This window comes from Streptomyces sp. ATexAB-D23 (assembly GCF_000373645.1).
GTDB lineage: Bacteria > Actinomycetota > Actinomycetes > Streptomycetales > Streptomycetaceae > Streptomyces > Streptomyces castrisilvae.
Genome location: NZ_KB892001.1, coordinates 59,299 through 71,736, shown reverse-complemented (window position 1 = coordinate 71,736; position 12,438 = coordinate 59,299). Strand labels below are relative to the sequence as shown.

The following is a 12,438-nucleotide window of genomic DNA, read 5'->3' as shown; positions in this document are numbered from 1 at the left end:
GCTTTGTCGTGGGGTCGCTCGCCCTCCGTACGCGAGGAGACCACCGTGCACGACCACCGCAGGCTCGGCCGTGAGCTGGAGCTGTTCGACACCGACCCGCTGATCGGGGCGGGCCTCCCCTACTGGCTGCCGGACGGTGCGGCGCTGCGGCACGCCCTGGAGGAGTACGTCCGCGGCGCCGAGCGCCGGGCGGGCTACCGCCACGTGTACTCGCCGGTGCTCGGCAAACGGGAGCTGTACGAGATCTCGGGGCACTGGTCGCACTACAGCGACGACATGTTCCCGCCGATGGACCTGGGCTCCGAGCAGGTCGTGCTGCGGCCGAGCCTGTGTCCGCACCACGCGGTGATCTACCGCTCCCGCGCGCACAGCTACCGCGAACTGCCGTTGCGGATGGCGGAGCTGGGCGGGATGTACCGCTCGGAGCTGTCCGGGGTGCTCGGCGGGCTGACCCGGGTGCGTGCCATCCAGCTGAACGACGCGCACATCTTCTGCACCCTGGACCAGGTCGCCGACGAGGCACGGGGCGCGCTCGACATGATCCGGCAGGCGTACGAGGCGCTGGGCATCCGCCCGGCCCGCTTCCGGCTCTCCCTGCCGGGGCCGGGCGGGAAGTACGTCGCCGCCCCCAGGATGTGGCGGCGCTCGACCGCGCTGCTGACCGAGGTGCTGGACGCGTCCGGGCTGCCGTACGAGGCGGCCGAGGACGAGGCCGCGTTCTACGGGCCGAAGATCGACGTCCAGGTCGAGGACCCGGCGGGCCGCGAGTCGACCCTGTCGACCGTGCAGGTCGACTTCCACCAGCCGGAGCGGTTCGGTCTGCACTACACCGGCGCGGACGGGGCGAAGCACCGGCCGGTCATGGTGCACCGCAGCATCATCGGCAGTGTGGAGCGGGCCGTCGCCCATCTCGTCGAGCAGCACGGCGGCGCGTTCCCGGGCTGGCTGGCCCCCGTCCAGCTGATGGTCATGCCCGTCTCCGACGCCGAACTCCCGCAGGCCGAGGCGCTGGCCGGGCGCTGCGCCGAGATGGGGCTGCGCGCGGAGGTCAGCGGCCGGGAACACGGGAGCCTCGGGGCCAGGATCCGCCGGGCCCGGCTGGTGCCGTACCAGGCGGTGATCGGCGCGGCGGAGGCGGCGGACGGGCTCGTCGCGTTGCGGCTGCGCGACGGCCGTCGGCTCGACCCGGTGCCGGCCGGTGAGGTGCTGGCCCGGATCGGGGCGCTGACCGCCGCGCACAGCACCGCGCTGTGGGACGACGGGGAGGCGGAGCCGGTCAGGGGGTGACCGGCTCGGTCCGCGGATCGGTCGCGGTGCGGTCGGGGCCCAGCGCCCCGGCCAGCATCGCGGCGACGGCCACCAGGGCGAGGACCACCGTCATCGCGAGGCGCAGTCCGATGTGGTCGGCGAGGAAGCCGAGGGCGGGCGGGCCGACCAGGAAGGCGCCGTAGCCCGCCGTGGAGACGGCCGCGACCCGGGCCGCCGCGTCGTGCGGATGGTCGCCCGCAGCGGAGACGGTGACCGGGAAACCGAGCGAGGCGCCGAGCCCCCACAGCACGGTGGCGGCGCCCGCCATCACCGGGCTCGGCGCGACGATCACCACCACCAGGCCGAGCGCGGCCGTCACCCCGCTGACCCGCACGACCCGCACCCTGCCGAACCGTTCGAGCAGGGGGCCACCGGCGAACCGGCCGAGCGTCATCGAGGAGGCGAACAGCAGGAAGGTCAGCGAGCCCGCGGTGGCGCTCACCTCGTACCCGTCGACCATCAGCAGCGGCAGCCAGTCGTTCGCCGCGCCCTCCGCGAACGCCATGGCCAGCACGATCACGCCGATGAGGACGAGCTGCCGGTCCCGCCACACGTGCAGCTGCCCCCGCAGGCCGCCCTGCCCGGACCCGGCGGCCGGGCCGGTCTCCTTGCCGGTGCCGTGCGGGATGGCGAGGACCGCGCGCGTACCGGCCGCCGCTATCAGCACCGCGACGAGTGTCAGATGCCATCCGACGGGGAACGCGACCGCCGTCAGCGCCATGCCGAGGAGCGCCCCGACGACGGTGCCCAGGCTGAAGCAGCCGTGCAGCACCGGCAGGACGGGCCGGCCGATGGCGCTCTCGACGGCGGCGCCCTCGATGTTGAACGCGACCTCGCTCATCCCCATCCCGCCGCCGAACAGGGCCAGTCCGCCGAAGACCACGGCCGCCAGCGGCAGGGCGGTGCCCACGGCGACGACGAGCAGGCCCGCGACGATCAGCGAGGCCCCGCCGAGGATCGTGGCCCGGCCCCCGTAACGGCGTACGAGCGGGCCGGAGGCCGTGACACCGGCCATCGAGCCGGTGGAAAGGCCGAACAGCACCAGGCCCATCGCCCCGGTGGACACGTCGAGCCCGTCCCGCACGGCCGGGGTGCGCGCCACCCAGGAGGCCATGCCGGTGCCGGCGGCGAGCATGAAGAGAAACAGTGCGGCACGCCAGCGGCGTGTGGCGGCATCCATACAGCGGGGCCTCGGCAGACGGGTCGGAAAGGTGGCGGACGCCACGAACGTACGATCGTACGCCTTGAGTGTACGATCGTACCCATGACGGACCACTTCGCGGGAGACCCGCGTACCAACCAGGAGCGGATGCTCGCCGGGGACCTCTACATCGCCGACGACCCGAAGATCGTCGAGGCCCAGCGGCGTGCCGTGCGGCTGGCCGCCCGCTACCTCGCCGCCTACACCGAGGACCCGGACGCGGCGCGGCCCGTGGTCGCCGAACTCCTCGGCGGTCTCGGCGCCGGTGCGCACATCCGGCCGCCCCTGTACGTCGACTACGGCACGTACATCACGGTCGGCGAGGACACCTTCGTCAACTACAACCTCACCGCCCTGGACGTCGCCCCCATCACCATCGGCCGTGACTGCCAGATCGGGCCGAACGTCCAGCTGCTCACGCCCACCCACCCGGTGGAGCCCGAGCCCCGCCGGGACAAGCTGGAGGCGGCGCGGCCGATCACGATCGGCGACAATGTCTGGCTCGGCGGCGGGGCGATCGTGCTCGCCGGGGTGACCATCGGGGAGAACAGCGTCATCGGCGCGGGAGCCGTCGTCACCAAGGACATCCCCGCCAACGTGGTCGCCGTGGGCAATCCGGCCCGGGTGATCCGTTCGATCCAGACGAGGGACGACGAGGACTCAGCGTGGCAACCGGACAGAACGACCCCGAGCGGCGGGAACGCATCATCGGCGCGGCGCTCGACCTGATCGCGCGGGAGGGGGTCGCCGGGACCTCGCACCGCAAGGTCGCCGCCCGCGCGGGCGTGCCGCTCGGCTCGATGACGTATCACTTCGCGGGCATGGACGAGCTGCTGCGGGAGGCGTTCACCCGTTTCTCCAGCGGCATCGTCGCCGTCTTCGAGGAGCGCCTCGGCGCCGCCTCCACGCGGGACGAGGCCCGGGAGGCGGTCGCCGACCTGGTGCACCACCTGTCCGGCGGCAACCAGCGCGAACTGGTCCTCACCCACGAGCTGTACACCCTGGCCGCCCGCAAGCCCGCCTACCGCGAGCTGACCCGGGAGTGGATGCGCCGCAGCCGGGTCGCCCTGGAGTGGCACTTCGACCCGGCGACGGCCCGCCAGCTGGACGCGCTGATCGAGGGGTTGTCGATCCACCGCGCCCTGGAGACCGAACCGCACGACCGCGCCCTGACCGTCGAGGCCATCGCCCGCATCACCCGCGCCTGACGCGCGCACCCCAGCCCCTGGCCGGCACCCCACCTGACCAAGGTGCCGGCCAGGTCCTCACGTTCCCGCGCGCGCCAGCAGGCACACCTGGGGCCAGCGGTCACCCGCGGCGGTCAGCCGGGCGGTGACGGTGAAACCGGCCTCTTCGAGCTGCTGTCCGACGCGGTCGGGCGACAGCAGGTGGATGGCGTACGCGACACCTTCGGCCCGCGGCTGTCCGGTGTAGGGCTCCCCGTTCCCGGCGTGGAAGCCCAGCAGCAGCCGGCCGCCGGGGGCCAGGACGCGGCGGAACTCGACGAAGAGGGAAGGCAGGAGCTCCGGCGCGGTGTGCAGGATCGACCACCAGGCGACGATCCCGCCCAGCCCGCCGTCCGGCAGGCCGAGCGCGTCCATCGCCCCGGACTCGAACCGGAGTCCCGGGTGGCGGCGCCGGGCGACGTCCACCATCCGCGGCGACGCGTCCACCCCATGGGCGCGGAGCCCGAGTCCGTCCAGATGGGCCGTCACATGGCCGGGCCCGCAGCCCACATCGGCCACCGGCAGGCCGCCGTCCGCCCGCACCTCCTCCGCGAAGGCACCGAGCATCGCGCGCCCCGTCACGTCCTCGGCGAAGAGGCCGGGGACGCGCGCGGCGTACTCCTCGGCAACGGTGTCGTAATAGGCGCGGGTGGCGTCGAGTTCGGTCACCCGTACGACCCTAGGGCCTGTCGTTCGGATCGGGACCAAGGGCCTGTCGTCACCGAATGGCGCAACATCATCTCCTGAACCCAAGAGCACCCCGAACTGAGCGCAGAACGGGGCAATTGCCGTTCCCCTGCCGTTAATTGTTGCGCTCAGCTGGTTCGGGTGAGGCTTCTGTTGCACACCTCTTGACGTTTCCCGGGTGGCGACGGAACCATCAACTCCCACGAGAGAGCGCTCTCACGGCGCTCTCCGGACAGCTCGTCGTGTCACCCGTACCACGACTCAGGAGACGTACGTCCATGCACCTTCCCCCCACGGAAGCCCCCGCAACTCCCCCCACACCGACCTCGGCGACACCCCGCCGCAGGCGGCGCCGCGGGCGGGCCCTCGGGTTCGCCGCGTTCGCCACGTCCCTGCTGCTCGCCGTCCCCACCGCGCAGACCGCCTTCGGCCAGGACGCGCAGGCCGTCGAGGGCGGCGGCGATCTCGGCCCCAACGTCCTGGTGTTCGACCCGTCGACGCCGGACATCCAGGGCAAGGTCGACGAGATCTTCAAGCAGCAGGAGTCGGCGCAGTTCGGCACCGGCCGCTACGCGCTGATGTTCAAGCCCGGCACGTACGACAACATCAACGCCCAGATCGGCTTCTACACCTCGATCGCCGGTCTCGGGCTGAACCCGGACGACACCACGTTCAACGGTGACGTCACCGTCGACGCGGGCTGGTTCGACGGCAACGCCACGCAGAACTTCTGGCGTTCGGCCGAGAACCTCGCGCTCAACCCGGTCAACGGCACCGACCGCTGGGCCGTCTCGCAGGCCGCCCCGTTCCGCCGGATGCACGTCAAGGGCGGGCTCAACCTGGCGCCCGACGGCTACGGCTGGGCGAGCGGCGGNTACATCGCCGACAGCAAGATCGACGGCCAGGTCGCGCCGTACTCGCAGCAGCAGTGGTACACCCGGGACAGCACCATCGGCAGCTGGGGCAACGGCGTCTGGAACATGACGTTCTCCGGCGTCGAGGGCGCNCACCGCAGGCAACGACGCCTCCAGCTCCTCCGACGCACTGTCACCATCACGCCGGCCCCGGACGACACCGCCCTCCACCGACACCTGCGACAACAGCGTCACCTGCGGCACACCCAGCCGCTCCGCCAGCAGCGCCGGAACCACACCCATCGTCCCGTCCGTCGACGCCATCCCCGAGATCACCAGGTCGTAACCCGTCTCCTCGACAGCCTTCGCCAGCACCAGCGACGTACCGATCACATCCGTACCGTGCAGATCGTCGTCCTCGACGTGAACCGCCCTGTCCGCACCCATCGACAACGCCTTGCGCAACGCGTCCTTGGCATCCTCCGGACCCACCGTCAACACGGTGACCTCCGCATCGTCCGCCGCATCCGCGATCTGCAACGCCTGCTCGACCGCGTACTCGTCCAGCTCCGACAGCAGACCGTCGACATCCTCACGGTCCAACGTCAGGTCATCGGCGAAATGCCGGTCACCGGTCGCGTCGGGCACGTACTTCACACAGACAACGATCCTCAAGCTCACGCCGGCTCTCCTACTGCATCGTCATTTCCGGGCTGCCTTGTTGCACGCAGCATAGGCGCCTGATGGGGCGATTTCCGGTCGGGGCGACCGACGCTCCGACCGTAATATTACTCGCCAGTACACCCAGCGTGTACCCAATGAGCAAGCGCTTTGCACTGTGATCTGCCCAACGCACGACGCCCGGGAACCAGCCGGGTGCCCTCAGTCTCGCAGAGCCGTGAACGCGCCCTGGTGATAGACCAGCGGACGGTCACCGCCACCCGCCGGATCTCCCTCGACGACCTGCGCTATCACGATGCGGTGGTCACCCGCCGGGACCCGGGCCACGACCCGGCAGACCAGCCAGGCCAGCACTCCGTCGAGCAGCGGAACGCCTTCCGGGCCGCTGCGCCAAAAGGTGGAAGGGCCGAAGCGGTCGGCGCCGCTGCGGGCGAAGGTGGCGGCCAGCTCCCGCTGGTGCTCGCCGAGTATGTGCACGCCGACGTGCTCGGCCTCGGCGATGACCGGCCAGCTGGAGGACGAGGTGCCGACGCCGAAGGAGACCAGGGGCGGCTCGGCGGCCACGGAGCTGAGCGAGGTGGCGGTGAAGCCGACCGGCCGGTCGCCGGCCGCGGTGATCACGGCGACTCCCGCGGCATGCCGGCGGAACACCGATCGCAGGAGATCCGGGGATGCGGTGCGGGACTCGCCGAGCCCGGGTGATGCCGTCATGGGGAGATCCTTCTGCACGTCAGGGATGCGGGGCCGTGGATGTTCAGGCATCCGGACAGCAGGCGCCGGCGGTGCGGACGAGGTCGATGTGTACCCGGCCATGGAGCAGGAGTTCTGACGGCATAGCGTCAGAGTGACGATGCATGGGCGGTGCAGTCAAGGGCGTCCCACGAGGTGGGAGAAGCATCACGGGCCGTCACATCGCCCGCCCGAGCGCGGCGACGACATCGGCGGTGCGGGGCTGTCCGACGGCCCGTCGGACGATGCGGCCGCCGGCGTCGAGGACCAGCACGGTCGGGGTCCGGCTGATGTCCAGGTCGCGTACGAGCGTGAGATGCGCCTCCGCGTCGATCTCCACATGGGCGACCCCCTCGACCATCCCGGCCACCTCGGCGAGGGTGCGGCGGGTGGCCCGGCAGGGCTGGCAGAAGGCGGTGGAGAACTGGACGAGAGTGGCCCGCTCCCCCAGTTCCGCGCCGAGTTGGGCCGCGTCCAGCCGGTCCGTGTGCGCCTGCCCGTCCACCATGGCCTCCTGTCAGAGTTCTACGCAGAGGGTCAGCGCCCCCGGCCGCCCGGACATTCCCCGGCCGCGCCACGTGACGAGAATCTCGCGCCCCGGGCCCGCCGAGACTGGCCACCGCGTCGCGCATGGGGCACGATCGGGCCAATGCCGAAAACCTACGGCTGCGTAACTTCCGCCGGGAGAACCCTCCACAGGCGCTGAAGAAAGGGTCTTCCCCAGATGGCAGAACTCGTCTATCGGCCGGTCATCGGCGCCGCTCGCACGTTTTTCAAGGCGCTCGACCTGAAGATCGACACTCAGGGTTCGGAGCACATCCCGAAGACCGGCGGCGCTGTTCTGGTCAGCAACCACATCAGTTATCTGGACTTCATCTTCACCGGACTCGCGGCACTCCCGCAGAAGCGGCTGGTCCGCTTCATGGCCAAGGAATCCGTTTTCCGGCACAAGGTCTCCGGACCGCTGATGCGCGGCATGAAGCACATTCCCGTCGACCGCAAACAGGGCGAGGACGCGTACGCGCACGCGCTGGCCTCGCTGCGTTCCGGGGAGATCGTCGGGGTGTTCCCCGAGGCGACGATCTCGGAGTCGTTCACGCTGAAGAGCTTCAAGTCGGGCGCGGCGCGCCTGGCGCAGGAGGCGGGGGTGCCGCTGATCCCGATGGCGCTGTGGGGCACGCAGCGGCTGTGGACCAAGGGCAGGCCGCGCAACTTCAAGCGCAACCACATCCCGGTGACCCTGCGGGTGGGCGAGCCCGTGGAGGCCCCCACCGACCAGTACGCGGGCGCCATCACGCGGCGGCTGCGCGAGCGCGTGCAGGAGCTGCTGGAGGCGGCCCAGCGCGCCTATCCGGTGCGCCCGAAGGATGCCAGTGACACCTGGTGGGTGCCCGCCCACTTGGGCGGTACGGCTCCGACGCCGGCCGAGGTGCGCGAGCGCAGCTGACGGCGCGGCCAACGCTGAAACGTCACTCCGGGGTGCGGACGACCGTCCGCACCCCGGAGGCGTACTCCGCCGCTACGCGGCCGCCATCTCCTCCTTGAGCGCGAGGAGGAAGCCGTCGACGTCCTCCTCGGTGGTGTCGAAGGCGCACATCCAGCGCACGTCGCCGGCCTGCTCGTCCCAGAAGTAGAAGCGGAAGCGCTTCTGCAGCCGCTCGCTCACCGCGTGCGGCAGGCGCGCGAAGACCGCGTTGGCCTGGACGGGATGGAGGATCTCCACGCCGCCCACCGCGCGCACGCCCTCGGCGAGCCGCTGGGCCATCGCGTTCGCGTGCCGGGCGTTGCGCAGCCACAGGTCGCCCGCGAGCAGTGCCTCCAGCTGGACGGAGACGAAGCGCATCTTGGAGGCGAGCTGCATCGACAGCTTGCGCAGATGCTTCATCGCGCGGACTGCCTCGGGGTTCAGGACGACGACGGCCTCGCCGAAGATCGCCCCGTTCTTCGTCCCGCCGAAGGAGAGGACGTCGACGCCGACGGTGTTGGTGAACGTGCGCATCGGCACGTCCAGGGACGCCGACGCGTTGGCTATGCGGGCCCCGTCGAGATGGACCTTCATGCCGTGCCCGTGGGCGTGCTCGCAGATGGCGCGGATCTCGTCGGGTGTGTAGACCGTGCCCAGCTCGGTGTTCTGCGTGATCGAGACGACCTGCGGCATGGCGCGGTGCTCGTCGTCCCAGCCGTACGCCTGCCGGTCGATGAGCTCCGGGGTGAGCTTGCCGTCCTCGGTGGGGACGGTCAGTAGTTTGAGGCCGCCGACCCGCTCGGGCGCCCCGCCCTCGTCGACGTTGATGTGGGCGGACTCGGCGCAGATGACGGCGCCCCAGCGGTCGGTCATGGCCTGGAGCGACACCACGTTGGCGCCGGTTCCGTTGAAGACCGGGAAGGCTTCGGCGGTGGGGCCGAAGTGGCTGTGCATCACCCGCTGGAGGTGGCCCGTGTAGTCGTCCTCGCCGTAGGCGATCTGGTGACCGCCGTTGGCGAGGGCCAGTGCCGCGAGGATCTCCGGGTGGGTCCCCGCGTAGTTGTCGCTGGCGAATCCGCGTACCCGCGGGTCGTGGTGGCGACGCGCGTCGGTCTTTACGGTTGCGGGGTCAGCCACAGGCGCTTTCCGTTCACTTCCGGGGCGGGCCGGTCCCAGACGCCGACGATGGCATCGGCCAGTTCCTTGACGTCGGTGAAGCCCGCGAACTTCGCATTCGGGCGCTCGGCGCGCATCGCGTCGTGCACCAGTGCCTTCACGACCAGGATCGCAGCCGCGCTCCGGGGGCCGTCCTCGCCCCCCGCCTTGCGGAAGGCGTCGGCGAGCGCGAGGGTCCACGCCTCGGCCGCGGCCTTGGATGCGGCGTACGCGGCGTTGCCCGCGGTGGGTTTGCCTGCCCCTGCCGCGCTGGTCAGCAGATAGCGACCGCGGTCGCTGCGCGCCAGGCCGTCGTAGAAGGCGAGCGAGGTGTGCTGGACCGTGCGGATCAGCAGCTTCTCCAGCAGCGTCCAGTCGGCGGGGTCGGTCTCCGCGAAGCTCGCGCTGCCGCGCCAGCCGCCCACGAGGTGGACGACTCCGTCGATCCGGCCGAACTCCTTCTCCGTCTTGGCCGCCCACTCGCGGGTGGCGGCGAGGTCGAGCAGGTCGACGGTGTCGCCGGTGACGGTGGCCCCGCCGTGGGCGTAGCGGGCCGCGTCGACGGCCTCGGCGAGCCTGGTGGGGTGCGAGTCCGCCGCGACGACGACCGCGCCCGCCTCGGCGAGCCTGAGCAGGGTGGCCCGGCCCGCCGGGCCCGCCGCTCCCGCGACGGCGACCACGGCGCCTTCGAGCGCACCGTTCGCATCGCCCGTGCTTGTTCCGTTCATGGCCTCCGCCTCCTTGGGACCTGTGCTCACGCGGCAGCCTTCCCCGCGTCCGAGGCGGTGATGCCCTTGGTGGAGGCGATCACGTTCTTCAGCTTCTTGGAGAGGGCCTCATAGAACATGCTCAGGGGAAACTCGTCGGGAAGCACGTCGTCCACGAGTTTCCGCGGCGGCTGGGAGAGGTCCAGCGCGTCCGGGCCCTTGGCCCAGCGGGAGCCGGGGTGCGGGGCGAGGTAGGTGGAGACGAGGTCGTACGCCGCGAACCAGTGGACGAGCTTGGGGCGGTCGATGCCGTCCCGGTAGAGCTTCTCGATCTCGGCGCAGAGCTGGTTGGTGACCTGCGGGGCCCGCTCCCAGTCGATCCTGAGCGTGTTGTCGGTCCAGCGCACGACGTCGTGCTTGTGGAGGTAGGCGAAGAGGAGCTGGCCGCCGAGGCCGTCGTAGTTGCGCACGCGCTCGCCGGTGACCGGGAAGCGGAACATCCGGTCGAAGAGCACGGCGTACTGCACGTCGCGGCCGTGGGCGTTGCCCTCGGCCTCCAGCTTCACGGCCTCCTTGAAGGCGGTGAGGTCGCAGCGCAGCTCTTCGAGGCCGTACATCCAGAACGGCTGGCGCTGCTTGATCATGAAGGGGTCGAACGGCAGGTCGCCATGGCTGTGGGTGCGATCGTGGACCATGTCCCAGAGCACGAAGGCCTGCTCGCAGCGCCGCTGGTCGTCGATCATCGCGCGGATGTCGTCGGGCAGCTCGACGCCGAGGAGATCGACGGAGGCCTCGGTGACACGGCGGAAGCGGGCGGCCTCGCGGTCGCAGAAGATGCCGCCCCAGCTGAAGCGCTCGGGGGCCTCGCGCACGGCGATGGTCTCCGGGAAGAGCACCGCGGAATTGGTGTCGTAACCGGAGGTGAAGTCCTCGAAGGTGATGCCGCAGAACAGCGGGTTGTCGTAGCGCGTGGCCTCCAGGTCGGCGAGCCACTCGGGCCAGACCATGCGCAGCACGACCGCTTCGAGGTTGCGGTCCGGGTTGCCGTTCTGGGTGTACATGGCGAACACGACCAGGTGCTGGAGCCCGTCGGCGCGGTCCCTGGCCGGCTGGAAGGCCAGCAGGGAGTCCAGGAAGTCGGGTACGCCGAAGCCGTCGGCGGCCCAGCGGCGCAGGTCGGTGACGAGCGCGCGGTGGTAGGCGGCGTCGTGCGGCAGGAGCGGGGAGAGCTCCTCGACGGCGGCGGTCACCCGGGCGACAGCGGCCTCGGCGAGCGCCTCGGTGGGCGCGTCCTCGGCCTCGAAGTCGATGGAACCGTCCTTCGACTGCCAGGGGCGGATCTCCTCCACGGCATTCTTGAGCGCGGGCCAGGCCGGGTGCTCGACCACCCGCGGTGCGGCAGCTATGCCGCCGGATGCGGCTTCGTGCACAAGAATTTCCGTCATAACACTTCCTCCACGGGAGAACCTCGCGTCTGTCAACCGTATCCATGTGCGACTCCCCAGGACAAGTGGAGCTGTGGAAATTATCCTGCGACTCCCCATGGTCACCGCTGTTTTTCCTGCCGCACAGCGCTTCGACGACCTCTTCGGTGGGCACACGCCCTGAGGCGGAGAGCCTGCGCCCTTCCGCCGCGAGCCGGACCCGGGACATTAGGCTGCCGGTGCGGCCATGGCGCCGCACCGTGCGGGTGTCAGCAGCGCGCGGGAAGCAAGCGTCGACGGAAGTGAGCGTGCCTTGTCTTTTCTCACCATCGGTCATCGCGGGGTGGCGGGGGTCGAGCCGGAGAACACTCTGCGCTCGTTCGTGCACGCCGAGCAGGCCGGCATGGACCTGATCGAGCTGGACCTTCATCTGAGCAAGGACGGCGCGCTGGCCGTCATGCACGACGCCGAGGTGGACCGGACGACCGACGGCTCGGGCCCCATCGCGGAGAAGACCCTTGCCGAGCTGCGCGCGCTGGACGCGGGTCAGGGCGAACGCGTCCCGGTCTTCGAGGAGGTCCTGGACGCCGTGCGCTCCCCGATCCAGGCGGAGATCAAGGACGTGGCCGCGGCCCGCACACTGGCCGGGGTCATGCGGGAACGTGATCTGGTCGCCCGCGTCGAGGTGATCTCGTTCCACGACGAGGCGATCGCCGAGATCGCGCAGCTGGTTCCGGGTGTGCGGACGGCCCTGGTGGCCAGCAGGTGGGGCGGCGACCTGGTGGACCGTGCGAAGGCGGTGGGGGCCACCCGGCTGGTGCTGAACATCCGGCGCATCACCCTGGAGCTGGTGGAGAAGGCTCACGCCGAGGGGCTGACGGTGGTGGGCTGGACGGTCAACACGCAGGATCAGCTGCGGCTGGCCCGCGGACTCGGGCTCGACGGCGTGACCACCGACCACCCCGAGATCCGCCGCGCGGGCCGCTTCACCGCGTAGGCAC

13 protein-coding genes and 2 pseudogenes are annotated in these 12,438 nt (G+C 70.9%); 6 read left to right on the top strand and 9 right to left on the bottom strand.

The annotated features are described in order from the left end of the window. The first annotated feature begins 3 nt into the window (after nt 1–3). On the top strand, nt 4–1,287 hold the full coding sequence (gene thrS / locus B082_RS0100290) for a threonine--tRNA ligase (protein ID WP_202453306.1): 1,284 nt from the start codon (nt 4–6) through the stop codon (nt 1,285–1,287). On the opposite strand, the gene B082_RS0100285 is transcribed toward thrS, so the two are convergent. Then, the gene (locus B082_RS0100285; protein WP_018549821.1) at nt 1,277–2,488 is read right to left on the bottom strand and encodes an MFS transporter; all 1,212 of its coding nucleotides are present in this window, start codon (nt 2,486–2,488) and stop codon (nt 1,277–1,279) included. The genes thrS and B082_RS0100285 overlap by 11 nt on opposite strands. 84 nt (nt 2,489–2,572) lie before the next feature. On the opposite strand from B082_RS0100285, the gene B082_RS0100280 reads away from it, so the two are divergent. Further along, complete coding sequence (locus B082_RS0100280) at nt 2,573–3,238, top strand: DapH/DapD/GlmU-related protein (protein WP_018549820.1); 666 nt, start codon at nt 2,573–2,575, stop codon at nt 3,236–3,238. Next, nucleotides 3,175–3,717: a TetR/AcrR family transcriptional regulator gene (locus B082_RS0100275; RefSeq protein WP_018549819.1), complete on the top strand. Its 543-nt coding sequence runs from the start codon at nt 3,175–3,177 to the stop codon at nt 3,715–3,717. Before B082_RS0100280 ends, B082_RS0100275 begins: the two co-directional genes overlap by 64 nt. Before the next feature lie 57 nt (nt 3,718–3,774). Here B082_RS0100275 and B082_RS0100270 read toward each other — a convergent pair whose 3' ends face one another. Then, the gene (locus B082_RS0100270) at nt 3,775–4,404 is read right to left on the bottom strand and encodes a class I SAM-dependent DNA methyltransferase (protein WP_018549818.1); all 630 of its coding nucleotides are present in this window, start codon (nt 4,402–4,404) and stop codon (nt 3,775–3,777) included. Nucleotides 4,405–4,700: 296 nt separating this feature from the next. On the opposite strand from B082_RS0100270, the pseudogene B082_RS35345 reads away from it, so the two are divergent. After that, nucleotides 4,701–5,426, top strand: a pseudogene (locus tag B082_RS35345) (coagulation factor 5/8 type domain-containing protein); the annotation flags it as partial. On the opposite strand, the pseudogene B082_RS37650 reads toward B082_RS35345, so the two are convergent. The 4 genes and pseudogenes from B082_RS37650 to B082_RS0100255 all read right to left on the bottom strand — a co-directional run. Then, nucleotides 5,397–5,957, bottom strand: a pseudogene (locus B082_RS37650) (electron transfer flavoprotein subunit beta/FixA family protein); the annotation flags it as partial. The pseudogenes B082_RS35345 and B082_RS37650 sit on opposite strands and share 30 nt — an antisense overlap. A 201-nt stretch (nt 5,958–6,158) precedes the next feature. Beyond that, complete coding sequence (locus tag B082_RS0100260; RefSeq protein ID WP_018549816.1) at nt 6,159–6,668, bottom strand: flavin reductase family protein; 510 nt, start codon at nt 6,666–6,668, stop codon at nt 6,159–6,161. Between the two features lie 43 nt (nt 6,669–6,711). Next, complete coding sequence (locus B082_RS40355; protein WP_324608491.1) at nt 6,712–6,792, bottom strand: putative leader peptide; 81 nt, start codon at nt 6,790–6,792, stop codon at nt 6,712–6,714. Nucleotides 6,793–6,864: 72 nt separating this feature from the next. Further along, nucleotides 6,865–7,194 (bottom strand): TlpA family protein disulfide reductase, encoded by a 330-nt coding sequence (locus tag B082_RS0100255; RefSeq protein WP_018549815.1) that lies wholly within the window; start codon nt 7,192–7,194, stop codon nt 6,865–6,867. 216 nt (nt 7,195–7,410) lie between these two features. On the opposite strand from B082_RS0100255, the gene B082_RS0100250 reads away from it, so the two are divergent. Further along, nucleotides 7,411–8,133 carry a lysophospholipid acyltransferase family protein gene (locus tag B082_RS0100250; protein ID WP_018549814.1) on the top strand — a complete coding sequence of 241 codons (723 nt, stop codon included), beginning with the start codon at nt 7,411–7,413 and terminating at the stop codon, nt 8,131–8,133. 72 nt (nt 8,134–8,205) lie between these two features. Here the strand turns inward: B082_RS0100250 and B082_RS0100245 are convergent, their stop codons facing one another. Genes B082_RS0100245 through B082_RS0100235 form a run of 3 tightly spaced genes read right to left on the bottom strand, consistent with a single transcriptional unit; the run spans nt 8,206 to nt 11,458 of the window. Next, a complete protein-coding gene (locus B082_RS0100245; protein WP_018549813.1) occupies nt 8,206–9,288 on the bottom strand; it encodes a threonine aldolase family protein in 1,083 nt (360 codons plus the stop codon). Then, nucleotides 9,267–10,034: an SDR family NAD(P)-dependent oxidoreductase gene (locus B082_RS0100240; RefSeq protein ID WP_018549812.1), complete on the bottom strand. Its 768-nt coding sequence runs from the start codon at nt 10,032–10,034 to the stop codon at nt 9,267–9,269. Before B082_RS0100240 ends, B082_RS0100245 begins: the two co-directional genes overlap by 22 nt. A gap of 26 nt (nt 10,035–10,060) precedes the next feature. Next, nucleotides 10,061–11,458 (bottom strand): DUF6421 family protein, encoded by a 1,398-nt coding sequence (locus tag B082_RS0100235; protein WP_026249260.1) that lies wholly within the window; start codon nt 11,456–11,458, stop codon nt 10,061–10,063. A 292-nt stretch (nt 11,459–11,750) separates the two neighbouring features. Here B082_RS0100235 and B082_RS0100230 point away from each other — a divergent pair, with 292 nt between their 5' ends. Next, the gene (locus B082_RS0100230) at nt 11,751–12,434 is read left to right on the top strand and encodes a glycerophosphodiester phosphodiesterase (protein WP_026249259.1); all 684 of its coding nucleotides are present in this window, start codon (nt 11,751–11,753) and stop codon (nt 12,432–12,434) included. The last annotated feature ends 4 nt before the right edge of the window (nt 12,435–12,438 follow it).

Excerpts from the sequence above, each read along its gene's own strand:
- B082_RS0100285 (WP_018549821.1), bottom strand. The coding sequence starts at position 2,488 with ATGGATGCCGCCACACGCCGCTGGCGTGCCGCACTGTTTCTCTTCATG.
- B082_RS0100260 (WP_018549816.1), bottom strand. The coding sequence starts at position 6,668 with ATGACGGCATCACCCGGGCTCGGCGAGTCCCGCACCGCATCCCCGGAT.
- B082_RS40355 (WP_324608491.1), bottom strand. The coding sequence starts at position 6,792 with ATGCCGTCAGAACTCCTGCTCCATGGCCGGGTACACATCGACCTCGTC.
- B082_RS0100250 (WP_018549814.1), top strand. The coding sequence starts at position 7,411 with ATGGCAGAACTCGTCTATCGGCCGGTCATCGGCGCCGCTCGCACGTTT.
- B082_RS0100235 (WP_026249260.1), bottom strand. The coding sequence starts at position 11,458 with ATGACGGAAATTCTTGTGCACGAAGCCGCATCCGGCGGCATAGCTGCC.
- B082_RS0100280 (WP_018549820.1), top strand. The coding sequence starts at position 2,573 with ATGACGGACCACTTCGCGGGAGACCCGCGTACCAACCAGGAGCGGATG.
- B082_RS0100240 (WP_018549812.1), bottom strand. The coding sequence starts at position 10,034 with ATGAACGGAACAAGCACGGGCGATGCGAACGGTGCGCTCGAAGGCGCC.
- B082_RS0100255 (WP_018549815.1), bottom strand. The coding sequence starts at position 7,194 with ATGGTGGACGGGCAGGCGCACACGGACCGGCTGGACGCGGCCCAACTC.